Source organism: Silicimonas lutimaris (assembly GCF_047314965.1).
Lineage (GTDB): Bacteria > Pseudomonadota > Alphaproteobacteria > Rhodobacterales > Rhodobacteraceae > JAVJUV01.
In genome coordinates, this window is record NZ_JBLBVK010000051.1 from 137330 (window position 1) to 161264 (window position 23935).

24 protein-coding genes and 1 riboswitch are annotated in these 23935 nt (G+C 63.7%); of the genes, 9 read left to right on the forward strand and 15 right to left on the reverse strand.

From position 1 onward, the window contains the following. Window positions 1-35 precede the first annotated feature (35 nt). The 5 genes from ACKLNI_RS12950 (at window position 36) to arfB (ending at window position 4464) form a co-directional block, all read left to right on the forward strand. Complete coding sequence (locus ACKLNI_RS12950) at window positions 36-1403, forward strand: MFS transporter (RefSeq protein WP_413719551.1); 1368 nt, start codon at window positions 36-38, stop codon at window positions 1401-1403. Then, the gene (mepA, locus tag ACKLNI_RS12955; protein ID WP_413719494.1) at window positions 1400-2263 is read left to right on the forward strand and encodes a penicillin-insensitive murein endopeptidase; all 864 of its coding nucleotides are present in this window, start codon (window positions 1400-1402) and stop codon (window positions 2261-2263) included. The genes ACKLNI_RS12950 and mepA overlap by 4 nt, the downstream gene beginning before the upstream one ends. Then, window positions 2239-3102 carry an esterase-like activity of phytase family protein gene (locus ACKLNI_RS12960; protein WP_413719495.1) on the forward strand — a complete coding sequence of 288 codons (864 nt, stop codon included), beginning with the start codon at window positions 2239-2241 and terminating at the stop codon, window positions 3100-3102. The genes mepA and ACKLNI_RS12960 overlap by 25 nt, the downstream gene beginning before the upstream one ends. Window positions 3103-3176: 74 nt before the next feature. Next, a complete protein-coding gene (locus ACKLNI_RS12965) occupies window positions 3177-3797 on the forward strand; it encodes a queuosine precursor transporter (RefSeq protein ID WP_413719496.1) in 621 nt (206 codons plus the stop codon). Between the two features lie 253 nt (window positions 3798-4050). Continuing rightward, window positions 4051-4464 carry an alternative ribosome rescue aminoacyl-tRNA hydrolase ArfB gene (gene arfB / locus ACKLNI_RS12970; protein ID WP_413719497.1) on the forward strand — a complete coding sequence of 138 codons (414 nt, stop codon included), beginning with the start codon at window positions 4051-4053 and terminating at the stop codon, window positions 4462-4464. On the opposite strand, the gene ACKLNI_RS12975 is transcribed toward arfB, so the two are convergent. From ACKLNI_RS12975 to thiB, 3 genes are read right to left on the reverse strand one after another with little or no spacing between them, the layout of a single operon-like run. After that, window positions 4461-5147, reverse strand: a complete 687-nt coding sequence (locus ACKLNI_RS12975; RefSeq protein WP_413719498.1) for a thiamine ABC transporter ATP-binding protein — start codon at window positions 5145-5147, stop codon at window positions 4461-4463. The genes arfB and ACKLNI_RS12975 overlap by 4 nt on opposite strands. Beyond that, the gene (locus ACKLNI_RS12980) at window positions 5134-6702 is read right to left on the reverse strand and encodes a thiamine/thiamine pyrophosphate ABC transporter permease ThiP (protein WP_413719499.1); all 1569 of its coding nucleotides are present in this window, start codon (window positions 6700-6702) and stop codon (window positions 5134-5136) included. The genes ACKLNI_RS12975 and ACKLNI_RS12980 overlap by 14 nt, the downstream gene beginning before the upstream one ends. After that, complete coding sequence (gene thiB / locus ACKLNI_RS12985) at window positions 6678-7667, reverse strand: thiamine ABC transporter substrate binding subunit (RefSeq protein WP_413719500.1); 990 nt, start codon at window positions 7665-7667, stop codon at window positions 6678-6680. Before thiB ends, ACKLNI_RS12980 begins: the two co-directional genes overlap by 25 nt. A 36-nt stretch (window positions 7668-7703) precedes the next feature. After that, window positions 7704-7805: riboswitch (TPP riboswitch) on the reverse strand. Between the two features lie 115 nt (window positions 7806-7920). Here thiB and aroC point away from each other — a divergent pair. Both aroC and ACKLNI_RS12995 read left to right on the forward strand, forming a co-directional pair. Beyond that, window positions 7921-9021, forward strand: coding sequence for a chorismate synthase (gene aroC, locus ACKLNI_RS12990; protein ID WP_413719501.1), 1101 nt, complete (start codon window positions 7921-7923; stop codon window positions 9019-9021). Between the two features lie 148 nt (window positions 9022-9169). Next, entirely contained in the window at window positions 9170-10297 is a 1128-nt protein-coding gene (locus ACKLNI_RS12995) for an MFS transporter (RefSeq protein ID WP_413719502.1), read from the forward strand. Here the strand turns inward: ACKLNI_RS12995 and ACKLNI_RS13000 are convergent. The 7 genes from ACKLNI_RS13000 to ACKLNI_RS13030 form a co-directional block, all read right to left on the reverse strand. Beyond that, entirely contained in the window at window positions 10294-10704 is a 411-nt protein-coding gene (locus tag ACKLNI_RS13000; protein WP_413719503.1) for a thioredoxin family protein, read from the reverse strand. The genes ACKLNI_RS12995 and ACKLNI_RS13000 overlap by 4 nt on opposite strands. An 11-nt stretch (window positions 10705-10715) precedes the next feature. Further along, window positions 10716-11429, reverse strand: a complete 714-nt coding sequence (locus ACKLNI_RS13005; RefSeq protein ID WP_413719504.1) for a cytochrome c biogenesis CcdA family protein — start codon at window positions 11427-11429, stop codon at window positions 10716-10718. Between the two features lie 67 nt (window positions 11430-11496). Further along, entirely contained in the window at window positions 11497-12363 is an 867-nt protein-coding gene (locus ACKLNI_RS13010; protein WP_413719552.1) for a DMT family transporter, read from the reverse strand. Between the two features lie 129 nt (window positions 12364-12492). Then, window positions 12493-12780: an HU family DNA-binding protein gene (locus ACKLNI_RS13015; RefSeq protein WP_413719505.1), complete on the reverse strand. Its 288-nt coding sequence runs from the start codon at window positions 12778-12780 to the stop codon at window positions 12493-12495. A gap of 271 nt (window positions 12781-13051) precedes the next feature. Further along, window positions 13052-14533, reverse strand: coding sequence for an AMP nucleosidase (locus ACKLNI_RS13020; RefSeq protein ID WP_413719506.1), 1482 nt, complete (start codon window positions 14531-14533; stop codon window positions 13052-13054). After that, the gene (locus tag ACKLNI_RS13025) at window positions 14530-16329 is read right to left on the reverse strand and encodes an adenine deaminase (protein WP_413719507.1); all 1800 of its coding nucleotides are present in this window, start codon (window positions 16327-16329) and stop codon (window positions 14530-14532) included. Before ACKLNI_RS13025 ends, ACKLNI_RS13020 begins: the two co-directional genes overlap by 4 nt. A gap of 74 nt (window positions 16330-16403) precedes the next feature. Beyond that, complete coding sequence (locus ACKLNI_RS13030; RefSeq protein ID WP_413719508.1) at window positions 16404-17342, reverse strand: PLP-dependent cysteine synthase family protein; 939 nt, start codon at window positions 17340-17342, stop codon at window positions 16404-16406. A 159-nt stretch (window positions 17343-17501) separates the two neighbouring features. On the opposite strand from ACKLNI_RS13030, the gene ACKLNI_RS13035 reads away from it, so the two are divergent. Continuing rightward, the gene (locus tag ACKLNI_RS13035) at window positions 17502-18347 is read left to right on the forward strand and encodes an SDR family oxidoreductase (RefSeq protein ID WP_413719509.1); all 846 of its coding nucleotides are present in this window, start codon (window positions 17502-17504) and stop codon (window positions 18345-18347) included. 54 nt (window positions 18348-18401) lie between these two features. Then, the gene (locus tag ACKLNI_RS13040) at window positions 18402-19172 is read left to right on the forward strand and encodes an ion transporter (RefSeq protein WP_413719510.1); all 771 of its coding nucleotides are present in this window, start codon (window positions 18402-18404) and stop codon (window positions 19170-19172) included. Here the strand turns inward: ACKLNI_RS13040 and ACKLNI_RS13045 are convergent. The 5 genes from ACKLNI_RS13045 to ACKLNI_RS13065 all read right to left on the reverse strand — a co-directional run bounded on the left by ACKLNI_RS13045 (window position 19169) and on the right by ACKLNI_RS13065 (window position 23886). Next, window positions 19169-19837, reverse strand: a complete 669-nt coding sequence (locus ACKLNI_RS13045; RefSeq protein WP_413719511.1) for an ankyrin repeat domain-containing protein — start codon at window positions 19835-19837, stop codon at window positions 19169-19171. The two genes, ACKLNI_RS13040 and ACKLNI_RS13045, sit on opposite strands and share 4 nt — an antisense overlap. A gap of 75 nt (window positions 19838-19912) precedes the next feature. Beyond that, window positions 19913-21838: a 1-deoxy-D-xylulose-5-phosphate synthase gene (dxs, locus tag ACKLNI_RS13050; protein WP_413719512.1), complete on the reverse strand. Its 1926-nt coding sequence runs from the start codon at window positions 21836-21838 to the stop codon at window positions 19913-19915. Between the two features lie 13 nt (window positions 21839-21851). Then, a complete protein-coding gene (locus ACKLNI_RS13055; protein WP_413719513.1) occupies window positions 21852-22724 on the reverse strand; it encodes a polyprenyl synthetase family protein in 873 nt (290 codons plus the stop codon). Further along, a complete protein-coding gene (locus tag ACKLNI_RS13060; protein WP_413719514.1) occupies window positions 22721-22963 on the reverse strand; it encodes an exodeoxyribonuclease VII small subunit in 243 nt (80 codons plus the stop codon). Before ACKLNI_RS13060 ends, ACKLNI_RS13055 begins: the two co-directional genes overlap by 4 nt. After that, entirely contained in the window at window positions 22960-23886 is a 927-nt protein-coding gene (locus ACKLNI_RS13065) for a histone deacetylase family protein (RefSeq protein ID WP_413719515.1), read from the reverse strand. Before ACKLNI_RS13065 ends, ACKLNI_RS13060 begins: the two co-directional genes overlap by 4 nt. Window positions 23887-23935: the final 49 nt, after the last annotated feature.

Below are 23935 nucleotides of genomic sequence, written 5' to 3' on the forward strand. Positions count from 1 at the left end.
ACTGTGGCTGTCTTAGTGTGCACGGGCGACAGGGGATCAGCCGCGTGACACGAAAGAGACTTTGGGGCTGGTACTTTTTCGACTGGGCAAGCCAGCCTTATCACACGCTTCTCGTCACCTTCATCTTCGGCCCGTATTTCGTATCCGTTGCCCAGAACGCCTTTCGGGAACAGGGTCTGGCCGAAGAGGTCGCCAAGGCCGACGCGCAGGGGATGTGGTCGTTCGGGCTTCTCGCCACGGGCCTGATGATCGGTTTCGGAGCGCCCCTGCTGGGTGCGCTGGCCGATACCGCCGGCCGGCGCATGCCGTGGGTCGTGGGGTTCTCAGTCATGTGCGCCACCGGCGCCACCGGCCTTTGGTGGGTCATGCCGGACGGGTCGAACCTGGGGTGGGCGTTGATCTTCTTCGGGCTGGGTTTCATCGGCGCCGAATACGCGTTGATCTTCACCAACGCCCAGCTTCCGACGCTGGGACCGAGAAAGGAAATCGGGCGCATCTCGGGCTCGGGCTTCGCGTTCGGTTATCTCGGCGGGCTGGTTTCGCTGATCATCGCACTTGTTCTCCTGGTCGAACAGCCGAACGGGCTGACCGTCGCGGGTCTGGAACCCGTTTTCGGCCTCGATCCCGAGGCGCGCGAGGGCACGCGCTTCGTCGGACCCTTCGTCGCACTCTGGTTCGCCATCTTCATGGTCCCCTATTTCCTCTGGGTCCGGGAAGTCGCCCCGCCGCCGACGCACGGCACCATGGCCGACGCCATGGCGGGCCTTGGCCGGTCACTCAAATCCGTCGCGGAACGGCGCAGCCTTGCTGCCTATCTGGGCGGATCGATGTTGTACCGTGATGCGCTGAACGGGCTTTACGGTTTCGGAGGCACCTATGCCACACTGGTGCTGGGCTGGGAGATCGCGAAGGTGGGCGTTTTCGGCGTGATCAGCGTGATTGCCGCCGCCGCCTTCTCGTTCCTCGGCGGTCGCCTCGACAGGACATTCGGCCCCAAGCCGGTGATCGTGGGATGCATCATTGGGCTATCGACGGTCTGCGCGCTGATCCTGTCGATGACGCCTGTCTCGATCGCAGGTGTCCCTATCGCGCCGGGCTCGTCCCTTCCCGACGTCGTCTTTCTGGTCTGCGGCGTGTTCATCGGCGGTCTCGGCGGAATCCTGCAAGCCGCCAGCCGGTCGCTGATGGTGCGCCACGCGGATCCCGAGAGGCCGACGGAAAGCTTTGGTCTTTATGGCTTGTCCGGGCGCGCCACTGCTTTTCTGGCGCCGATGCTGATCGGCGCCGTCACGGTCGCGACCGACAGTGTCCGACTTGGAGTGGCGCCGCTGATCCTTTTGTTTCTTTTGGGGCTGGTTCTGCTATTCTGGGTGAAACCGGACGGAGATCGAGCAGAAGAATGAACCTGCGTCTGATAGCAGCCGCTTTGACTGCGGCAGTGCTGGCCTGTACGCCAGCGTTTAGCCAACCTCTGGCGAAAGAGCTTTTCGGATCGGAGCGCACGGCTTCGCCGCACAAGCCCGCGCCTCTTGGCGGTTACGCCAAGGGGTGTCTGGCCGGAGCCGAGCAATTACCCGAGACCGGGCCCACCTGGCAGGCCATGCGGCTGAGCCGGAACCGGAACTGGGGACACCCGGAAACGATCGAGTTCATCGAGCGGCTTTCAAGCTTTGCCGCAACGCAGCCGGGCTGGAACGGGCTGTACATCGGGGACATCTCTCAGCCGCGGGGCGGACCGATGCTGAGCGGGCACAGCAGCCATCAGTTGGGCCTCGATGTCGATATATGGATGTTGCCTGCAGGGAATCTGAACCTTACGCGTTCGGAGCGGGAAAAGATCTCGTCCGTCTCTATGCGCCGGGCAAACGGCGCCTATGTGAACGGGAATTGGAGCATTGCGCATCATCGCATTTTGAAACAGGCGGCAAAGGATCCTGCCGTCGCCCGGATTTTTGTTTTCCCCGGCGCCAAGGTGCAGATGTGCAAGGATGAGAAAGGTGACCGGAGCTGGCTGAGAAAGATCCGTCCCTGGTGGGGGCATCACTATCATTTTCATGTGAGGCTGACCTGTCCGCGGGGTACGCGAGGCTGCGAAAACCAGTCGGAGCCGCCAGCCGGGGATGGGTGTGCGGACGCGGAAAAATGGGTGCAGGACATCCTCAACCCGCCGCCTCCGGACCCGAATGCACCGCCTCCGAAACCACGCCGCGAGTACGTTCTGGCCGATTTGCCGAAGCAATGCGCGCAAGTCTTGTCGCGCTGATCCTCGCGGCAGGTGCTCAGCAGGTATTCGCGGAAGAACTCGTTCCGATCGGCCGCTATGACTGGGACACGGATCTGATCGTCGGACTGTCCGGGCTTGAGGTTTCCGAGGACGGCAGCCGTTTTCACGCGGTCGGGGATCGCGGCTTCTGGATGACGGGCCGCTTCGAGCGGGATGGAGAGGTCATCGTCGACATCGAGCTCGACCGGCTCGAGGCGCTTTACGGTCAGAACGGGTATCCTGTCAGTGCGCGTCGGGTCGGGGACTGGTCGGACGCGGAAGGCCTGGCGATCGCGCCTGACGGGACGGCCTGGGTTTCGTTCGAGCGGTGGGCGCGCGTTTCACGCTACGAGGGCGGCTTGCACGCCGTTCCTCAGTGGATCAAGGATCACCCGACCTTCTACGATCTGGCGGACAACTGGGAGCTTGAAGCGGTGGCCCTGTCACCGGACGGCATTTTGTATGCTTTCTCGGAGAAGCCCCTGAATGCAGGCTTCCCGATCTATCGGCTCGACGGCGATACCTGGACGATTGACGGATACCTGCCCGAAAACGATCTTTTTGCGATCGTCGGGGCGGATTTCGACGAAAATGGCGACCTCTACATCCTGGAGCGCAAGCTGGTTGTTGGGCTTTGGTGGCAGAACCGCATTCGCAGGGTGCGCCTTGACGGAAGCGAGGACCGGGTTCTCTGGACGGGCGAGCGGGGTGAGTACCTGAACCTCGAAGGGATCGCGGTCTGGCGGGATAACTCGGGACTTCGCCTGACACTCGTCTCGGACAACAACGGGGAAGAGAATGAGCCGGCGCAATTCGTCGAGTTCCGCTTGACCGAGTGACGCAGGAGCGTTAGAGCGCCGCGTCCCGTGACGGGACCAAGTCTCCGGCCACCTTGTCAAAACGGAACCATGACATGACCCGCATTCTTCCCGGCATCCTTGCCATGGCCACTATCGTCGTGGCCTCCAACATCCTCGTCCAGTTCCTCTTCGGCCAATGGCTGACGTGGGGCGCTTTCACCTATCCACTGGCGTTTCTGGTCACCGACGTGATGAATCGCGTCTATGGAGCTTCGGTTGCCCGAAAGGTCGTCTTTGCCGGCTTCCTGACCGGCGTCGCCTGTTCGGTCGTCGGTACGCAGATCATGGGCGAGTTCGGCCCCCTGGTGACGTGGCGCATCGCGCTTGGCTCCGGGCTGGCCTTCCTTACCGCGCAGATGCTGGACGTGTCGATCTTCGATCGTTTGCGCGAGGGCAACTGGTGGCGCGCGCCTCTCGTCTCGACGCTGGTGGGATCGGCAGTCGATACGGCGCTATTCTTCACCATCGCGTTTTCGGCATCGCTGTCTTGGATCGAACCGGCGAACGACGTTTCCTGGGCCGGAGAAGCCCTGCCCCTTCTGGGCGCAGGCCCGATCGTCCCGCTATGGGTTTCCCTAGCCGTCGCTGACTGGGGTGTGAAACTTGCCCTTGCTTTGATCGCTTTGGTGCCATTTCGCCTTATCGTGAAGCGCATGACCACAACGATTGCGTAAATTAATTTGACAGACACAAAATCTGTGCCAACCTCAAGATATCGGCAACGCAATGAAAGGAGGTGGTCCAGTGTCTAGAGTGATATTGGAGAGAGGTGTCGGAACAGTCAGGGGGGCCGTCGTCTGAGGGCAGACCCGAGGACAGAACACTCCTGATTGGGCATTCAGTTCCCTAACTGGCCCATCTCTGAGAAACTCGGAAGGGTCGCCACGGCAGGCGACCCTTCTTCGATTTCGGGCCCATGCATTCGCAATGAAGATCACTCCAAGTATCGAGATCGCCGACTGGGAGATCACCGAGCAGTTCGTGCGCTCGGGCGGTCCGGGTGGCCAGAACGTCAACAAGGTGTCTTCGGCGGTCGAGTTGCGGTTCGAGGCCGAGCGGTCTCCGAACCTGCCCGAGCCCGTGAAGCGGCGGCTGAAACGTCTGGCCGGGCGGCGCTGGACAAAGGAAGGCGCCATCGTGCTTCAGGTGAGCGAGGAGCGCAGTCAGGCACGCAACAGGGAAATCGCGCGCGAGAGACTGGCGGAGCTGATCCGAAAGGCGGCCGAAAAGCCGAAGTCCCGGATTCCGACGCGGGTATCTCTGAACCAGAAACGCAAACGCGTCGCCGAGAAAAAGAAACGCGGCGAGGTCAAGGCGCTTCGGGGCAAGGTCGAAGACTAGGCGAGATACCTTGAAAGCCCTTCGGGCGGGTCGGCGAAAAGCTCCTGCGTCGGCATCGGCGGGTGGACACGGCCATCCTCGACGAAAATCGTCCTGGGCGCCCGTTGAAGCGCATCCTGCGGATCATGGGTGACCATAAGGACCAGTGCGTCTGACAGAAGCTCCTGCACGAGGGCCAGCATTTCGCCCCTGAGCGCCGGACCCAGCGCCGAGAACGCTTCGTCCATCAGCACTATGGGACGGTCAGTCAGAAGGATACGCGCCAGCGCGGCCCGGCTTTGCTGACCACCGGACAGTTCTGCGGGACGCCTTGCCTCGAACCCGTCAAGCTCGACACGTGCGAGGGCGTCGCGCGCCCTCGCCCGGCTTTCCTCGGAGGGTCGCGCCGAGGGATCGGCCCCAAGCGACACATTGGTCAGAACGTCCAGATGCGGAAAGAGATTGTGGTCCTGGAACAGGACCGCCACCGGGCGTTTCCCGGGCGGATCGTCTTTCAGGTCGCGGCCCTGCCAGAGGATCCGTCCGCTGTCGGGAAGGTCGAAGCCGGCGATAAGCGAAAGAAGTGTCGACTTCCCTCCGCCGGATGGCCCGATCACCGCAACGAGGCCCGGCGCTTCCATGGCGCAGTCGGCCGTGAGGGAAAACCCGTCCCGTTCGAAGAGAATCTTCTCAAGCGTCAGCATCGCGGCCAGCCCCCCGATCGAACAGGTAAAACGCTCCGAAGGTCAGCGCCAGCAGGAGAACTGCAGCGCCGCCCGCATCCTCCATGCGGTAGGCTCCCATGAGCCGGTAAACCTGTAGCGGCAGCGTAGCCGTCTCAGGATCGGCGAACAGGGCGATCACACCGAGATCGCCCATCGACAGCGCGGCGGACAGGCCAGCACCGAAGGCCAGGGGGCGGCGGATGCGCGGGAGAATCACCAGACGGAGCCGCGCCCAGCCCGAAAGGCCAAGGCTGTCGGCCAGGCGGCCATAATCCGCCTCGGCATTCCGGATCGCCGGGATCAAGGCGCGCAGGACAAAAGGCAGCGTCAGCATGGCGTTCACAAGGACCGTGACGGGAAGCGCAAACCGGGCCGGGTTGGCGGCGGGAAAAACCAGCAGGAACAGCCCGGTTCCGACGACAAGCGGAGAGGCCGCGACGGCAAGAAGCGCCGCGGTCTCGAGGTATCGCCCGGTCGCGCCGAGCCTGACCGCCGCAAGGCCGATGACGAGGGCAGAGGCCGTCACCAGAACGGTCGCGGAGGCGGCAACGCCAAGCGACGTCAGCGCGGAGGACCAGACCACAGGAGGCAAGCCGGCGACGGCCGGCAGGCCGCGCAGGGCGACCATCGCCATTGGGACGATAAGGAAAGCGGTGGCGGCGACGATGGCCGCGACGTCGATCAGGCGCAAGTCCAGCCGGTCCGCATCCCAGCGGCGCACCGGGCGATCAAGCCCGGTGCCTACCCCCGGAATGCCCGCGTAGCGGAGCGCAAGAAGCGCCGCAACACCGGTGATCAGCAGTTGGACAAGCGACAGGAGTGCAGCGCGGCCAAGGTCGAAATCGAACCGGATCGCCTGGTAGATTGCCAGTTCCACGGTCGTGGCGCGCGGCCCGCCGCCGAGAATGAGCGCGACCGCAAAACTGGTGGTGCAGATCACGAAGACAAGAAGCGCCGCTCCGGGAACGACCTGCTTCAGCATCGGCCACTCCAGATGCCGACTGACAGCAGACGGTCCCATCCCGAGGCTTGCGGCAAGGCGGAAGCGCTCGGCGGGTATGGCCATCCAGCCCTGCAGGATCAGGCGTGTGGCAAGCGGCATGTTGAAGAACACATGGGCAAGGACCACCCCGTGCAACCCGTAGATCGAGACAGGCGGCAGGCCAAGCCAGCCGAGGGCAGCGTTGACGATACCGTTTCGTCCGAACACGGCGAGAAGGCCGAAGATGGCGACAATCACCGGCAGGAGGAACGGCGCGCCGAGAAGGGTGATCAGGAGGCCGCGGCCGGGAAATCGCCGGCGCGCCAGCGCGCGCGCCACCGGAATGGCAAGAAGGACGGAGAAGCCCGCCGACAGAGCCGCCTGCCAAAGCGTGAAGCGTATCGCCGCCCAGTCCGCTGGACGCGGACCTTCGCCCGGCTCGGCGGTCATGAGAACCATGCTGCCCGTCAGCAGGATCAGGACCGGGACCGCGGATGCGGCAAGAATCCCGACCCAGACAGATGGGGTCAGCGGCTGAGCGCGTTCAGCCATTCTTCCAGAGCTTCATCACGGATGGCTGCTGCTTCCGCCGGCGGGAAGATCAGGGACTTGCCAGGTGTGATCAGGGTTTCGAAGCCCTCCGGCAGGCCTTTTGCAGGGGTTTTGGCGGGATACATCCAGTTGGTCGTCGGGATGACCTCCTGGAAGTCATCGGTCAGCATGAACTTCAGGAAGGCATCCGCCAGTTCCGGCTGGTCGGTGGACGCCAGTTTGCCCGCAACTTCAATCTGCATGTAGTGCCCTTCGTCAAATGCGGCGGCGGTCTTGCTGGCGTCCTCTTCGGCGATAAGGTGATAGGCGGGTGAGGTCGTGTAGCTGAGAACCATGTCGGCTTCACCTTCGAGGAAGAGGCCATAGGCTTCGGACCAGCCCGGCGTCACGGTGACGATATTGTCGGAGAGGCTCTCCCAGATCGCCGGCGCGTCGTCTCCATACGCCGCCTTGACCCAGAGAAGCAGGCCGAGACCGGGTGTCGAGGAGCGCGGATCCTGGATGACGATCGATAGCCCGCTGTCGCCAAGAGCGCGGAAATCGGAAGGCACTTCCGCCAAGTCGCTGTCATGGACAAAGGCGAAATAGCCCCAGTCGTAGGGAAGGAAGGTCGTGTCCTCCCAGGCATCGGGCAGGCTGAGACCCTCGACTGCGAGGTCATGCGCCGCGAACAGGCCGGTCTCGGCGGCGGCGGCGGTGAGGTTGGTGTCGAGGCCAAGAACCACGTCGGCATCGCTGCGCGTGCCTTCAAGGCGCACGCGCGCCAGAAGCGCCGCACCGTCCCCGGCCGCCACGAATTGCAGATCGCATCCGCAGGTTGCCTCGAAAGCCGCCTCGACGGCAGGGCCCGGCCCCCAGTCGGCGACGAAACTGTCATAGGTCAGAACGGTCAGGACTGGCTTTTCCTGCGCCACCGCCTGGGTGGTCGTCAAAAGCCCTGCCGCAAGAAGAATGGAAAAACGCATCTCTCACTCCTTGTCTGGCCGGACGGGGGATCGGGGTGAGATGATCTCGACCTTCCCTCCGCCGGTATTAGCCGGTTCAGGTTCAACGGGTTCGCTGGATCAGCATCTCAGCCCTTTCGGGCACCCCGAGGTGACGCGAAAACTAGGGCGCGAGGGAGCAGAGGGCAAGGCCGAATCCGCCGGCTTCAATCTTCCCGCTCCGTCTTTTCCTTGGCGCGCTCTGCGGTTAAGGAGGTCGAAAGGAGCGCGGCCCATGAGTTTCAACAGCTACGGACATGTCTTTCGGGTGACGACCTGGGGTGAAAGCCACGGGCCCGCACTGGGCGCGACCGTCGATGGATGCCCGCCGGGCGTGTCGCTCTCGGAAGAGGATATCCAGGTCTGGCTGGACAAGCGGAAGCCGGGCCAGAACAAGTACACCACCCAGCGCCGCGAAGCCGACGAGGTGGAGATCCTCTCGGGCGTATTCGAGGGTGTCACGACCGGCACGCCGATCCAGTTGATGATCCGGAACACCGACCAGCGGTCGAAGGACTATGGCGAGATCGCCGAGAAGTTCCGTCCGGGGCATGCCGACATCACCTACTGGCAGAAGTACGGCATCCGCGACTATCGCGGCGGCGGACGATCCTCGGCACGCGAGACGGCGTCGCGCGTGGCCGCAGGCGGCGTCGCCCGCGCCGCGCTGGCGCACCTTGTCCCCGGCCTTTCCATCACAGGCTACATGGTGGCGATGGGCGAGAAGGATATCGACCGTGCCCGGTTCGACTGGGACGAGATCGAACGCAATCCCTTCTGGGTACCTGACGCCGAAGCGGCGACCGAATGGGCGGGATACCTGGACGGACTGCGCAAGTCCGGCTCGTCCGTGGGTGCGACGATCGAAGTCACCGTGCGCGGCTGCCCGGCCGGTCTGGGCGCGCCGGTCTATGGCAAGCTCGACACCGACCTTGCAGCGGCGATGATGTCGATCAATGCGGTCAAGGGCGTCGAGATTGGCGAGGGCATGGCCGCCTCGCGGCTGCGCGGCGAGCAGAATGCCGACGAGATAAGCATGGGACCGGACGGACCGGTCTATTCATCGAACCACGCGGGCGGCATCCTTGGCGGCATCTCGACCGGGCAGGACATCGTCGTGCGCTTCGCGGTCAAGCCGACCTCGTCGATCCTCACGCCGCGCAAGACGATCACCAAGTCCGGCGAGGCAACCGAGATTGTCACCAAGGGCCGGCACGATCCCTGCGTCGGCATCCGTGCCGTGCCGGTGGCCGAGGCCATGGCGGCGGCGGTGGTGCTGGATCACCTGCTGCTCGACCGCGCTCAGACTGGCGGCGTTCGCGGTCCAATCGGCTGAGCTCCGGCCCAGTCCCGATTGTCATTCTGTCGGATCCCAAGCTCGGAGCCTTGGCAGATGCAGGTCTGCGGTTGGAGACGATTACGCAAAAACGCGGAACCAGAATTCTCCTGTCGCGCAGGACAGTTTTTCGTCGGATGATCGCCGCGTGAGTCGAACCCAAATCATTCTTCTGGTCTTTTTTGCACATGCCGTGGCCGGCGGCGGTATCTTTACCCGCATCCCCGACATTCAGCAGGGCCTTGCGATGTCCGAGGCCATGCTTGGCCTCGCTCTGACGACCGCCTCGCTGGGCGGTCTGGCGATCAATCTCGTGTCAGGACGCATCGTGCGGTCATTGGGCGTCAAGCCGATCCTCGTGATCGGGCTTCCCCTTCTTTCCCTTCTGTCCGCACTGACCGCCTATGCGCCGACCGTACCGGTTCTCTTCGCCGTGATCCTCGGCATGGGGGTCTCGTTCTCGCTGACGAACGTTGCGATGAACGTAGAGGCCGACCGGGTAGAAACCGCATCGGGCCGGCGCGTGATGAACCGCTGTCACGGGATCTGGAGCGCAGGGATGCTGACGGCTGCCGTTCTGGGCGTGGGCGCGCGGGGATGGGCTGTTCCGGCCGGGCTGCACCTGATGGCGTTCGTGCCGCTGGTGGGCCTTTTGGCCGCGACGATTGCCGTCTCCATGAGTCCCTGCCCCGAAACCGACGGAGACCGTAGCACACGGCCGGGCATCGCGCTGCCCTCGCGGCGCACGTTTCTTCTTGTCCTGTTCGGTCTCTCGGGCGGCATATGCCAGGTCGGGACACAGAATTTCTCGGTGATCTTCATGCGGGACACCTTCTCTGCCCCGGATTGGGTCGACACACTGACGTTGCCGGCCTTCCTGGTCAGCATGACGCTGGGACGGATGTTCGCCGACCGGCTGACAGAGCGCTTCGGTCCGGTTGTCGTGGCGTTCAGCCTGGCGGGTTTCGCCCTTGCTGGTGCAGTTCTTGTGGCGGCAGCACCCGGCGTGACCGTGGCGCTTGCAGGTTTCGCCCTGATCGGCCTCGGCACCTCGGTTTTGTTTCCGCTGATGATCAGTGCGGCGGCGCGGCTTGGCGCACGTCCCGCGGCAGAAAGCGTATCCGCCGTGATCTTCCTGACGGGTCTGGTAATGCTTGCCGCGCCGGCGCTTATGGGCTGGATCGCTGAGACGGCGGGCCTTCGCGCGGCTTTCGCCGCCTTCATCCCGCCGATACTGTTGACGTTGCTCCTGTCCCGGCAGCTTGCCCCGCGTTAGGCCGACGCCGCCGCCAAAGCGGTGTCCATCAGAGCCTTGATGTCGGCCTTGCGCGTACCTGCGACGATCCGGCCAAGCTCCTTGTCGCCCTTGAGAACCACCAGGGTAGAGCGGCGGGGAATGTTCAATCGGGTGGCGATAGACGACTGCGCGTGCTGATCCCAGTCGATCTTGATGAAACTGACATTCGCCTCGTAAGCCGGGTTCTCGTCCATCAGGTCTCGGATCGCCTTGCCCTGTGCGCGGCAGGTCGTGCACCAGTCGGTATAGAAATCCAGAAACACCGTTCTCCCCGCTGCCAGTTCTTCTTCAACAAGGCCTTGCCGATAGGACTGCCCATTCGCGGCAAAAGCGGGCGCGGCCATCGCGGCGGCCAGAGTGGAAGCAACAAAGGTACGACGACGCATGAGTGACTCCTTCAGATCGAAACAGACAGGGCTGTGAACCATTCGGGCAGGTTGTCGAGCGCCCAGATCTCGACGACATGATGCAGCTTGAAAAGGATGGCCAGGCCCACGGCCACAAAGACAGCGCCCATGACCGGGCGGCTCACTTCGGCCACTCGGCGCAAGAGCGCCTGACGGCGGCGGATCACCGACTGCGCGCCGTAGGCCAGCGCAAGAACGATCGAAGACACGCCCAGCGCGAAGGCCACCATGATGGATCCAGCCGTAGCGAGGCTACCGCCCTGGCTGGCAAGGCCGATCGCTCCGCCGAGTGTCGGGCCGATGCAAGGGCTCCAGACTGCGCCAAGCAGGATACCTCCGACGAATTGGCCGGTCAGGCTGTCGTTGGCAATCGTATCCATCGAACGATCCGCACCTTGCGAGACGCCTGCGGTGGCGGTCGCGAAAACCGCCGAGAACCTGGGGACAAGCAGGACCGCACCGAAGAGGATCATGAGAACCGCGGCAGCGTTCGAAACCGTTTCTTCGGTGATCCCAAGAACACGGCCGGCCGATGCCACCAGCAAGCCCAGCGCGACGAAAGACAGGCTCATCCCGGCGGCAAGCGCCAGCGGCCCTCCCCGCCCGGCCTGAAGGGCCGTCGCCAGAACGATTGGCAGGATCGGCAGAACGCAGGGATTGATCAGCGTCAGCAGTCCGGCGAGGTATCCAAGGAGCAAATCCATGCTGCCTTATGAGCGGGCCTTGTCCGCCCTGTCATCAAAAAGAAGGTGACAGACGATCACAAGGACGTCAGACGCGCACTTTCGACATCTGTACCGCAAGGATACCCGCGGTAATCACGGCGACGCCGACTGCGTCCAGCCAACCGAGGGACTCGCCGAGCAGCGCCGAGGCGATGACCACGCCCAGGAACGGGTTGAGGAAATGGAAGGTCGCCGCCCGGGTCGCTCCGATCCTGCCCACCAACCAGAACCAGAGGATCGTTGCGAGGATGCCGGGAACGAAGATCGTGTAAAGGAACGCGCCGATCACGAGGGGCGACCAGTTGACCTGCCATGTCTCGAAGCTCAAAGCCGGCACCCAGAGGGCCGCGGACCCGATAAGCATCTGAAACCCGACCACCGTCAGCAGATTGCCGCCCGACGATGCGCCCCGGACGGCAAGCGTCGCGAAGGTCAGGGCCAGCGCTCCGAGAACGCACAGCACAACGCCAAGGGGATCGACACCGGCGCTGATGCGTGTGCCCATGATCAGCATCACCCCTGCGATGCCCGCGATCAGGCCCGCCGTACCAAGCGCCGGAACCCTCTCACCCCAGATCAGCCAGCCTGAAACCCCGACCCAAAGGGGCAACGATGCGGCGATGATCGCCGCCAATGAGGCCTCGACCCATTGCATGGCGACAAAGTTCAGGCCGAGATAAAGGGCGTTCTGGCAGATGCCGAACACGATGGTCAGCTTCCACTGCTGCGCATTCAGCCGAAGCGACTGTCCGAATACCCTGGCCAGGAGAAGCACGATCACACCGGCGACCAGAAACCTGAAGGCCGAGACCGTGAGCGGGGGGGCGTTGGTGACGATGATGCGCGCCGATGTGAATGCGGACGACCACATGAAGGCAAATGCCAGCCCGCCCAGTATCGCCTTGATGTCCATTCCCGCCCCGTCGTCTTTACGCATCGCCTAGCAGGACTTGTCGGGCGGGACCAGAGGTGCGTGGCGGACCGGACATCGAGAAACAAAAAGGCCGCCCGAAGGCGGCCCTGTCGCGTATCCTGGTTCGGATCAGTCGTTGACGCTGTCCTTCAGTGCCTTCGCGATGGTCATCTTCACGACCTTGTCGGCATCCTTCTTGATCTGCTCGCCCGTGGCGGGGTTGCGGACCATGCGAGCCGGACGTTCGCGGCAATAGATCTTGCCAACACCCGGAAGCGTCACGGCACCGCCGCCGGAAACTTCTTCCGTGATGATCGCGATGATCCCGTCCAGCGCAGCGCCTGCGGATTTCTTATCGCTATCCATCTTTTCGGCCAGAGCGGCGACAAGCTGGGTTTTGGTCATTGGTTTTGCCATGTTGAATCTCCTCGTTCTGGCCCCGTTATTGTGGCTCATTCGAGCAATTTAACTGGATTTGGGGTCGGGACACAACGCTTTGTGTCAGTAAAATAAGGGCCACAGCGCATTTCGTGGGCGTTTTTCGGCTGATTCTGGCGGAAATCGCCGTCCATTCTGCCGGGGACGGGACTTTTCCCCAAAATTCGGCTATGATCCCCGATCACGTCGGCGCGACCCATTCAATCCCATTTTTGCGATTCTTCCTTATAACGAAGGACGAAACAAGTGGTCAAAGGAACGCCGTCTCTTCGAAACTTCTGAGTTTCCGAGAGTGAATCCGTTCCAACGGCATCTCCCGGATTTTCTCCATCGCGCGGATGCCGATCAGCAGGTGCTTGGCAACCTGGGTGCGGTAGAACTCGGACGCCATGCCCGGCAGCTTGAGTTCTCCGTGCAGCGGCTTGTCCGAGACGCACAGAAGCGTGCCGTAGGGAACACGGAAACGGAAGCCGTTCGCGGCGATGGTGGCGGACTCCATGTCCAGCGCGATGGCACGGGACTGGGAGAGACGCTGGACAGGCCCGGACTGGTCACGAAGCTCCCAGTTCCGGTTGTCGATCGTAGCGACGGTTCCCGTCCGCATGATCCGCTTCAATTCGTAGCCTTCGTACTCGGTCACATCGGCGACGGCCTCTTCCAGCGCGACCTGGATCTCAGCCAGGGCCGGGATCGGCATCCAGACCGGAAGATCGTCGTCCAGAACGTGATCCTCGCGAAGATAGCCATGCGCCAGAACGAAATCACCCAGCCGCTGGGAATTCCTGAGACCGGCGCAATGGCCCACCATCAGCCAGGCGTGCGGACGCAACACCGCGATGTGGTCGGTCGCCGTCTTCGCGTTCGAGGGACCGACGCCGATATTGACCAGCGTGATCCCGCCGTCATTGGCGCGCTTCAGATGATAGGTCGGCATCTGCGGCAGTTTCGACGGGGTGGGCAAAGTCGCGTCGGCCTCGGTGATCTCGACATTCCCCGGTCCGACGAAGGCGGTATAGCCGCTTGACGGATCCGCCAGCATCTTGCGGGCGAAGGCTTCGAACTCCTCGACGTAGAACTGGTAGTTCGTGAACAGCACGTGGTTCTGAAAATGCGACGGGTCCGTTGCCGTGTAGTGGCTGAGGCGCGCCAGCGAGTAATCGACGCGCTGCGCGGTAAAGGGCGCGAGAGGATGCGAACCATCCTCGTGGGTGTAGCCGTAGCCGTTGACGATGTCGTCATGCATCGACGAGAGGTCCGGCACGTCGAACACGTCGCGCAGCGTGAATTCCATTGCGCCTTCCTGCGGAACCGTCAGCGCGGAATCGTTCGCAACGGCGAAATGCACGGGCATCGGTGTCTGCGACACGCCGATCTGAACCGGCATCCCGTGGTTGCGGATCAGGAGCCCGATCTGCTGACGCAGGTAATTGGCGAAAAGCCGTGGCCGTGTCACGGTCGTCGAATACCGCCCCGGCTCGGCCACATGCCCGAAGCTCAGGCGCGAGTCCGTCGGCGAGAAGGTCGTCGTCGTCAGCCGGATCTCGGGATAGAAGGCGCGGAAGCGATTGGTCGGCATGCCCTTTGACAGGACGTCAGAAAAGGTCGTGCACAGATAGTTCGCCGCCATGTCGTAGAGCTCGATAAGTCGGCCGACCGCGGCGTCCGGGTCCGAGAACGTCTCGTGTTCCGGCGTGTCCGGGGAGTGAATGGCAAGGCGGCCGTCGGCGGTCATGATCGTTCCTCGAACAGGTCGGTCAGCTGGAAGCGATCGACATCCACAAGCCCCAGATCGGAGATCCTTAGGGACGGGATGACGACAAGCGCCAGGAGGGAATGCTGCATGTAGGCGTTGTTCAGGGTGCAGCCGCACTCGGCCATCGCCTCGACCATGCGTTGCGCCTTGGCCGCGACATCGCGCGCCGGGCTGTCGGACATGAGGCCCGCGATCGGCAGCTCCACAAGCGCGATCTCGGCGCCGTCCTTCCAGACGGTCACGCCGCCACCGACCTCGCCCAGGCGATTGGCGGCCGCGGCCATCATGGCTCGGTCGGTACCGACCACGATCATGTGATGGCTGTCGTGGGCGACCGTTGAGGCGATCGCCATGCGACCTTCATATCCGAAGCCTGAGACGAAACCGTTGACCACCTCACCGGTGGCCCGGTGCCGTTCGACCAGCGCGATCTGGGCCACTCCGTTCTCGCCTTCGACCACACAGTCAATGACGGGAAGTTCGGCGGTCAGCGCTTCGGTCGGGGCCTGGTTTTCCACCACCCCGATCACCCGGGCCGTCACCCTGTTCCGGCCATCAGGGGCGGGAACCTCGAAATGGGTCGCCGCAAGCGCCTTGCCCAGATGCACCGTCGCGCGTGCGTCCTCGGGCCAGTCGAGATGCGGACACTCGACGGTGATCTCGCCATCCTTCGCCACCGTGACGCCCCGGGCGATCACGAGTTCGATCGGCAGGTTGTGCAAATCCGACGTCAGGATCAGGTCAGCCCGTCTGCCCGGGGCGATGCTACCCAGTTCTCGCTCAAGCCCGAAGTGGGTGGCGGTGTTCACCGTCGCCATCTGGAGTGCGATCAGCGGGTCGCAGCCGCAGGCAATCGCATGGCGGACAACGCGGTTCATGTGGCCGTCATTGACAAGCGTGCCCGAGTGGCAATCGTCGGTGCAGAGAATGAAGTTCCGCGGATCGAGGCCCTTTTCCGTAACCGCCGTGATCTGGCTTTCGACGTCGTACCATGCCGAGCCCAGCCGCAGCATCGAGCGCATGCCTTGCCGCGCGCGGGCGATGGCGTCGGCCTCCGCCGTGCCCTCGTGGTCGTCGGCGGGACCGCCCGCAACATACGCATGGAAAGGAATGCCGCGGTCGGGACTGGCATAATGCCCGCCGACGGTCTTGCCCGCATCCTGCGTCGCCGCGATTTCGGCCAGCATCTTGGGATCGCCATTGATGACGCCGGGAAAGTTCATCATCTCGCCCAAACCGATGATGCCCGGCCAGGTCATCGCCTCGGCCACGTCGTCTGGCGATATTTCGTATCCGGTCTTCTCCAGACCCGGCGCCGAGGGCGCGCAGGATGGCATCTGCGTGAAGATGTTGACCGGCTGCATCAGCGCCTCGTCATGCATCAGCCGGACACCGCGCAGGCCCAGCACGTTGGCGATCTCGTGCGGATCGGTGAACATCGTGGTCGTGCCATGCGGGATCACGGCGGCGGCGAACTCGGCCGGGGTCAGCATGCCCGACTCGATGTGCATATGTCCGTCGCAGAGGCCGGGGATCAGGTAGCGCCCGCCGGCCTCGGTCACCTCGGTGTCGGGGCCTATGCAATGCGAGGCGTCGGGTCCGACATAGGCGAAGCGCCCTTCGGAAATGGCTACCTGCCAGCCATCCAGAATTTCGCGCGACTGAACATTCACCAGCTTCCCACCGCGAATGACGCTGTCGGCTGCCTGACGCCCTGCCGCCACGGCCACAAGGACGGGGGCCACTTCGGACCAGGATTTGATCGGCGTTTCCATGCCAGCAAATGACCCCGAACGCGCGGAAGCTGCAACCCCCGTCAGCGTCCTCCGACCAGGTGCCGGAGAGGCAATCACGCCGTCGGCGAATAGATGTGACCGCCAATATATTTGGCGCCGTTGTCGCATCCGAGCGTGACGACCCGGTGACCCGCGCCCAGCTCAACGGCGATATCGATCGCGGCCGCGACATTCAGCCCAGTCGAACCGCCGCCGAAGATGCCTTCTTCGCGGGCCAGCCTTCGACACATCTCGAAGGCGCGGTCCTGCGCGACGGTGCGCACCTCGCGGATGACGGAGCGGTCGAGAAACGGCGGATCGGGGAACACGGCGATGCCTTCCACCTTGTGCCCGCCCGACACGCCGGTGGTCAGCAGCGGAGACTCCGCCGGTTCGAGCGCGATGGCATCCGGGGCAAGACCGCTTTCGTGAAGGCCATCGAGCGTGCCCATCATCGCGGCCCCGGTGCCGACGGCGGCACAGAAGACGTCCAGGCCACCCTCCAGAGCCGCCGCGATTTCCCGGCCCATCGGATGGTAGCCCGCGCGGACATCCGGCGATCCGAACTGGTCGGCATAGTAATGACCCGGCTGATCGGCAATGGCGAGAGAGCGCTGCTTCATCCGCTCGGCAAGCTCGTGGGTGATGGCGCCATCCACGCTTTTCTCTATCAGAACCGTCGCGCCGAACGCTTCCATCGCCTGCTGCTTGCTATGCGAAAAGGCGTCGGAAAAGACCGCCGTGAACTTCATGCCAAGCACGCCCGAGACGAAGGCCAGCGCTGTGCCGGTGCTGCCGCCGGTGAATTCGACGATCGTGTCGCCAGCGGAAATGTCGCCCCGCTCCAGTGCGCTCATCAGGACAGACACCGCCATCCGGTCCTTGTAGGAGCCTGTGGGGTTTCCGCCTTCGAGCTTGACCCAGACCTCTGCTGCACCATCCGGCACGAGCCGTCCAAGCCGGACCAGTGGCGTGTTTCCGATGGCCGCCAACCCTCCGCCGAGCATGTCCATGGCAAGTCCTCCGATATCAGCCTAGCACCGCTTGGCCCGAAACCGGGCATGGATTCGTTCCGCACGCATTCGCGTCCTGCCGGGAGGCGCGTTGAAAATCGACGCAAAACCCGCGAAAGGCTCTTGCGTCCCGGCCACCTCATGCCAAGTCTTGGCCCCATGACCCCGACACTTCTTTCCATCGGCCACGGTTTTTCCGCCCGCGCGCTGGCGCGGCTGCTGATCGCCGAAGGCTGGCATGTCATCGGCACCACCCGTTCGAGTGAGAAGGCCATGCAGCTGGCCGCCGAGGGGGTGGAGCCAGTGATCTGGCCAGGCAATCCACTGCCACTGAACCGCGCCACACATGTGCTGAGCTCGGTGTCGCCCGACGACGGCGGCGACCCGGTTCTGGCCGAGGCGGGCGAGGCGCTGAGGGCGGCGACCCATCTTGAATGGGTAGGCTATCTTTCCACAACCGGCGTCTATGGCGACCGGGAGGGCGACTGGGTGGACGAAGGCTCGGAACTGCTGCCTTCGACACGGCGGGGACAGGCGCGTGTCGATGCCGAAGCGGCCTGGCAGGCGCTGGGCTTGCCGCTTCACATCTTCCGGCTTGCCGGAATTTACGGCCCCGGCCGCGGCCCGTTCGAAAAGGTACGCAATGGCACCGCCCGTAGGATCATCAAGGACGGCCAGGTCTTCAGCCGCATCCACGTGGACGACATCGCACAGGTGCTGGCCGCATCCATCGAACGCCCGAACCCCGGTTCGATCTACAACCTCTGCGACGACGATCCGGCCCCGCCTCAGGATGTCATCTCGCATGCCGCGGAACTGCTGGACCTTCCTGTTCCCCCCGCCGTCGACTTCGAAGATGCAGAGCTGTCACCGATGGCGCGGTCCTTCTACGCGGAATCGAAACGCGTCAGGAATGACCGGATCAAGGAAGAACTGGGCGTAAAGCTGCTCTATCCGACGTTCCGCGAGGGTCTGGCGGCGGTTTTGGCGGCGGAACAGGGCTAGGCCGCTTGTTCGCGCGCCCCTTGCACCTATCTGGGCTGCAAAGGGGACAGCCAGATGACATTCCGATCCCGCCTCGGGACCTTTCTTGACCGCAGCGACGTGCAGGCCGTGATCATCGGCGTGATCGTCTTCAACGCCATCATCCTCGGGCTCGAGACCTCGTCCTCGGCGATGGAGATGGCCGGACCGGCGATCATCGCGCTGGACCGGCTCTGCCTTGCGATCTTCACGGTCGAACTGCTCTTGAAGCTCTACGCACGCGGACCCTCGTTCTTCCGAAGCGGGTGGAACATCTTCGACATGGCGGTGGTCGGCATATCCTATGTGCCGGAAGGCGGCGGCCTGTCGGTGCTGCGGGCCTTGCGGATCCTTCGGGTGCTGCGCCTGTTGTCGGCAGTGCCGCGCCTGCGCCGGGTGATCGAGGGCCTGTTCAACGCCCTGCCCGGCATGGCCTCGGTCTTTGCGCTGATGGCGCTGATCTTCTACATCGCCTCGGTCATCGCGACCAAGCTGTTCGGGGCCTCGTTCCCGGACTGGTTCGGAACGCTGGGCCTGTCGGCCTATTCACTGTTCCAGATCATGACGCTGGAAAGCTGGTCGATGGGGATCGTGCGCCCTGTGATGGAGGTCTATCCCTTCGCCTGGGCGTTCTTCGTCCCGTTCATCCTGATCACGACATTCGCGGTTGTGAACCTTGTTGTCGGTCTGATCGTGAACTCGATGCAGGACGCCCATGCCGAAGAAGAGGTCGCCGCGACCGGCGAGTACCGCGAGGAGATCCTCCGGCGGCTGGAAGCGATCGAGAAGAAACTGGACCGGTCCTAGTCACGCAACATTTCAGCTATAGCGGCGTACCCGGACATATTGGCGAGATCCAGCGGCGTGCGCCCCTGCCGGTCAGCCAGTTCGCGGTCCGCTCCGGCGTCCAGAAGCGCCTTGACCACGCGCTGGTGACGGGGGCCGCCATCGCCAAGGATGACCGCTTCTATAAGCGCCGTCCAGCCAAGGTTGTTCACATGATCCAGCGGTGCACCCGCCGCGATCAGCCGGCGTACCACCTCGTCATGCCCCAGGTGCGCGGCAGCGATTAGGGCGGTTCCATCATAGGGGCTGGTGGTCAGGCCCGGATCGTTACCCAGTTCGATGGCCAGTGACATCAACTCGGGGTCGTCGGCGACCGCAGCTATGGTGACCGCGTCATAAGCCTGGCCCTCGAGCGCGTTCATGTCAGCACCCGCTTCGGCCAATGCCCGAAGCGCCGCGTCGTTCGATGCGAAGGCCGCCACATGAAGCGGGGTTCTGCCCCGGCCGTCCCGCGCCTCCAGGTCCGCACCCGCCGCGACCAGGCGCGCAATCTCTGCGGTGTCATCTTCATGCGCCGCGCGATGCAGGCCGGAATAGGCGGCGATTTGCGCGGCCGACGGGGCGACCTGCGCGTGGAGGGGCAGCGTCGAGAGAGCGAATGCCAGGAAAAGCGCGAGCGGTTTCATGGCATCGATTGTTCCGGACAATGCCCCTCTGGGTCAAGCTCGGCGCGCCCGGAGAAGGGGCAGATGCCCCAAACGTCAAGCCCGCTTCGAGATGTCCGACACGCCGAGAACCGAAAGAACCTTGGCCTCGATATGCTCGGCGTTCATGGCCGCGACATCGTACATATCGTGCGGGCTGGCCTGGTCGATGAAGATGTCGGGCAGAACCATCGAGCGGAACTTCAGGCCGGTGTCGAAAACGCCTTCGTCTGCCAAAAGCTGCGCGACATGAGAGCCAAACCCGCCAACCGCGCCTTCCTCGACTGTGATCAGCGCCTCATGCTCGGCGGCAAGCGACAGGATCAGCTCGCGATCCAGCGGTTTGGCAAAGCGCGCGTCGGCAATGGTTGGGTTGATCCCCCTCTGGCCAAGAGCCTCGGCGGCCTTCTCGACTTCCTGAAGACGGGTTCCGAACGACAGGATCGCCACGCCCGAGCCTTTACGGATCATGCGGCCCTTGCCGATTTCCAGCACCTCGCCCCGTTCGGGCATCTCGACGCCCACACCCTCGCCCCGAGGATAACGGAAGGCGATCGGGCCGTCGTTGTGCGCTGTTGCCGTCGCGACCATGTGCACCAGTTCCGCCTCGTCGGCGGCGGCCATCACGACCATGCCTGGCAGGTTCGCCATGAAGGCAACGTCAAACGCGCCGGCATGGGTCGCCCCGTCCGCGCCGACCAGTCCCGCCCGGTCGATGGCGAAGCGCACCGGCAGGCGTTGGATCGCAACGTCGTGGACGACCTGATCGTAGCCGCGCTGGAGGAAGGTGGAGTAGATCGCGCAGAAGGGCTTCATGCCCCCCGCGGCAAGTCCCGCCGAAAAGGTGACGCCGTGCTGTTCCGCGATACCCACGTCGAAGCACCGGCTTGGGTACTGTTTGGCGAACAGGTCGAGCCCCGTGCCATCGGGCATCGCGGCGGTCACGGCGACGATCTTGTCGTCGCGGCTGGCCTCGTCGATCAGAGCCTTGGCGAAAACCTTGGTGTAGGAGGGCGCGTTCGACGGGGCCTTCTTCTGCTCTCCGGTAACGATATCGAACCGGGCCGTCGCATGTCCCTTGTCGTCGGCCGTTTCCGCCGGCGCATAGCCCTTGCCCTTCTTGGTGAGCACGTGGATCAGAACCGGCCCGGTGGCGCGCGCCTTGACCGTGCGCAGGACCGGCAGAAGCTGGTCGAGGTCATGCCCGTCGATCGGTCCGATATAGCTGAACCCCAGTTCCTCGAAGAGCGTCCCGCCGACCACGGTGTGCTTCAGCAGATCCTTCGCCCGCTTGGCGCCTTCACGGAACGGCTCGGGAAGCAGGCTAACCGCACCTTTCGCAGCCGATTTCAGTTCCTGGAACGGGTCGACCGCATATAGCCGCGAAAGATAGGACGACATCGCGCCGACGGGCGGGGCGATGGACATCTCGTTGTCGTTCAGGATGACGATCAGCCGCTTGCCGAGATGTCCGGCATTGTTCATCGCTTCATATGCCATGCCAGCCGAGATGGCCCCGTCGCCGATCACCGCGATGGCGTCTCCGAGACCCGTCTCGGTCGTGCCGCCCAGGTCACGCGCGACAGCAAAACCAAGCGCGGCGCTGATCGAGGTCGAGGAATGCGCTGCGCCAAAGGGGTCATATGGGCTTTCCGACCTTTTCGTGAACCCGCTGAGACCACCTTTCTGGCGAAGGGTCCGGATGCGGTCGCGCCGTCCGGTCAGGATCTTGTGCGGATAGCACTGGTGGGAGACGTCCCAGATCAGCTTGTCGCGCGGCGTGTCGAACACCGCGTGAAGCGCAACGGTCAGTTCGACCACGCCCAGACCCGCGCCAAGATGGCCGCCGGTCTCGCTGACGGCGCTGATCGTCTCGGCGCGCAGTTCATCGGCCAGACGCCGCAACTCGTCGTCCGAAAGACGCTTCATGTCGGCCGGGGAAACGACCCGGTCCAGCGTTGGTGTTGTCGGTCTCTCGGACATGCCTACTCCGGTCTCAGAACTCGCGCGAAACTACAAACATAGCTGCCTGACGCAAGTTGTCCGCTCGTGCATCATATAAGCAGAGCGCGTCAACGGCTTCTGCGACCAAATCCCGCGCTTTCCGACGCGCGCCATCAAGGCCCAGCAAGGATACGAACGTCGCCTTACCGGCATCTGAATCCTTTCCGACGCGCTTGCCCGTCTTGGTCTCGTCGCCGGTGACATCCAGAATGTCATCCGCGATCTGGAAAGCAAGTCCAAGCGCCGTGGAATAGGCCCGCAAGGGCCCGGGATCGGCACCGCCAAGGACTGCGCCCGCCTCGGCCGACCACTGGATCAGCGCCCCGGTCTTGTTCGCCTGCAGTTCGGTGATCTCGTCCAACGTCAATGGACGTCCCGCCGTCTCGGCTGCGATATCCTGCGCCTGCCCTAGGACCATCCCCTGCGCACCCGATGCCTTGGCAAGGCTGGACACAAGGTCGAGCCGGACACGCGGGTCGGGGTGCACCGCATCACGCGCCAGCAGTTCAAACGCAAAGGTCTGAAGCGCGTCGCCCACCAGAACCGCCGTCGCCTCGTCCCACTTGCGATGAACGGTCGGCTGACCGCGCCGGAGGTCGTCGTCATCCATGCAGGGCAAATCGTCATGCACCAGCGAATAGGCGTGGATGCACTCAATCGCCGCAGCGGCCAGAAGATGCCCTTCGCGCGGATCGTCGAAGAGCTGGGCAGAGGACATCACGAGGAAACCACGCAAACGTTTGCCGCCATTTGTGGCATAGCGCATGCCCTGCGCCACCGGATCGTCGCCGAAGACGCCAAGATAGCCGTCCAGCGCCGCGCCGATGCGGGCGGCGTGGGTCTTCAGATCGCTTTCGAAACTCACTGGATATCGACCGGGGTGGTTCCCTTCGGGTTGCCATCGCTGTCGAGCGTGATCTGGGCGACCTTCTCCTCGGCTTCGGACAGCTTTGCCTGACAATGTTCCTTCAGAGCGGCACCGCGCTCGTAGAGCTTGATCGAATCTTCCAGCGGTACGTCACCGGATTCGAGTTTTGCCACGACCGATTCCAGTTCCTTCATGGCTTCCTCGAAGCTCATGTCCTTGACTGCCTTGTCGCTCATGCCTCTCGCTCCATCAAAACCCGCACATGCTCGGCCGCGCTGGCGGCGAGAGCTTCAAGATCATAGCCGCCTTCCAAAGTCGAGACCACGCGCCCGCCGGCGTGGGCCTCTGCGACATCGCAGATCGCCTCGGTGATCCAGCGGAAATCCTCTTCAAGCCAGTTCAGGTTTGCGAGAGGATCGCGCGCATGGGCGTCGAAGCCGGCCGAGACGATAATGAGTTCGGGCGCGAAGTCGTCGACGGCGGGCAGGATGATGTCACCCCAGGCTCGGCGCATCTCGGTACCGCCCGTCATCGGCGCAAGCGGGGCGTTGACCACATTGTCGTGCGCCCCTGTCTCGTGCGGGCCACCCGTGCCGGGATAAAGCGGCATCTGGTGGGACGAGCAGAACAGCGTCCGTTCCTCGTTCCAGAGGAGGTCCTGCGTTCCGTTTCCGTGGTGCACGTCGAAATCCAGAACGGCGACGCGGGACAGTCCGTGGTGATCCAGCGCCCGCTTGGCCGCGATCGCGGCGTTGCCGAACAGGCAGAAACCCATGGCCGTCTCGGTCTCGGCGTGGTGACCGGGCGGACGCATAGCGACGAAGGCGTTTCGCGCCTCGCCCGCGATGACCGCATCCACGGCGGCCGCGCATCCGCCAAGCGCGCGCAGCGCCGCGTCCAGCGAACCGGGCGAGACATGGGTATCAGCATCGAGCGAGACATAACTCTGCTCGGGTATCGCCGCCTCGATTCGCTCCAGGTAGCTTTCGGGATGGCAGCGCAGCACTTCGGCACGGTCAGCAAGAGGTGCCTCGCGCCAGTCCAGACCGTCCAACTGTCGCAAAGCGGTCCAGACAGCTTCGATCCGGGCCACGCGTTCCGGATGGCCCGGAGGCGTCACATGGGAAAGCGCGGCATCATGGGAAAAGATAAGGGTCATGTCTTGTGTTCACAAAATCGCCGGGGCAAAGCAAGGTGTTTCAAACCAA

Bases quoted from the DNA above. Each gene is read 5' to 3' on its own strand.
- mepA (WP_413719494.1), top strand. From the start codon at position 1,400: ATGAACCTGCGTCTGATAGCAGCCGCTTTGACTGCGGCAGTGCTGGCC.
- ACKLNI_RS12960 (WP_413719495.1), top strand. From the start codon at position 2,239: ATGCGCGCAAGTCTTGTCGCGCTGATCCTCGCGGCAGGTGCTCAGCAG.
- ACKLNI_RS12965 (WP_413719496.1), top strand. From the start codon at position 3,177: ATGACCCGCATTCTTCCCGGCATCCTTGCCATGGCCACTATCGTCGTG.
- arfB (WP_413719497.1), top strand. From the start codon at position 4,051: ATGAAGATCACTCCAAGTATCGAGATCGCCGACTGGGAGATCACCGAG.
- ACKLNI_RS12975 (WP_413719498.1), bottom strand. From the start codon at position 5,147: ATGCTGACGCTTGAGAAGATTCTCTTCGAACGGGACGGGTTTTCCCTC.
- ACKLNI_RS12980 (WP_413719499.1), bottom strand. From the start codon at position 6,702: ATGGCTGAACGCGCTCAGCCGCTGACCCCATCTGTCTGGGTCGGGATT.
- thiB (WP_413719500.1), bottom strand. From the start codon at position 7,667: ATGCGTTTTTCCATTCTTCTTGCGGCAGGGCTTTTGACGACCACCCAG.
- aroC (WP_413719501.1), top strand. From the start codon at position 7,921: ATGAGTTTCAACAGCTACGGACATGTCTTTCGGGTGACGACCTGGGGT.
- ACKLNI_RS13000 (WP_413719503.1), bottom strand. From the start codon at position 10,704: ATGCGTCGTCGTACCTTTGTTGCTTCCACTCTGGCCGCCGCGATGGCC.
- ACKLNI_RS13005 (WP_413719504.1), bottom strand. From the start codon at position 11,429: ATGGATTTGCTCCTTGGATACCTCGCCGGACTGCTGACGCTGATCAAT.
- ACKLNI_RS13010 (WP_413719552.1), bottom strand. From the start codon at position 12,363: ATGGACATCAAGGCGATACTGGGCGGGCTGGCATTTGCCTTCATGTGG.
- ACKLNI_RS13015 (WP_413719505.1), bottom strand. From the start codon at position 12,780: ATGGCAAAACCAATGACCAAAACCCAGCTTGTCGCCGCTCTGGCCGAA.
- ACKLNI_RS13020 (WP_413719506.1), bottom strand. From the start codon at position 14,533: ATGACCGCCGACGGCCGCCTTGCCATTCACTCCCCGGACACGCCGGAA.
- ACKLNI_RS13025 (WP_413719507.1), bottom strand. From the start codon at position 16,329: ATGGAAACGCCGATCAAATCCTGGTCCGAAGTGGCCCCCGTCCTTGTG.
- ACKLNI_RS13030 (WP_413719508.1), bottom strand. From the start codon at position 17,342: ATGGACATGCTCGGCGGAGGGTTGGCGGCCATCGGAAACACGCCACTG.
- ACKLNI_RS13035 (WP_413719509.1), top strand. From the start codon at position 17,502: ATGACCCCGACACTTCTTTCCATCGGCCACGGTTTTTCCGCCCGCGCG.
- ACKLNI_RS13040 (WP_413719510.1), top strand. From the start codon at position 18,402: ATGACATTCCGATCCCGCCTCGGGACCTTTCTTGACCGCAGCGACGTG.
- ACKLNI_RS13045 (WP_413719511.1), bottom strand. From the start codon at position 19,837: ATGAAACCGCTCGCGCTTTTCCTGGCATTCGCTCTCTCGACGCTGCCC.
- dxs (WP_413719512.1), bottom strand. From the start codon at position 21,838: ATGTCCGAGAGACCGACAACACCAACGCTGGACCGGGTCGTTTCCCCG.
- ACKLNI_RS13060 (WP_413719514.1), bottom strand. From the start codon at position 22,963: ATGAGCGACAAGGCAGTCAAGGACATGAGCTTCGAGGAAGCCATGAAG.
- ACKLNI_RS13065 (WP_413719515.1), bottom strand. From the start codon at position 23,886: ATGACCCTTATCTTTTCCCATGATGCCGCGCTTTCCCATGTGACGCCT.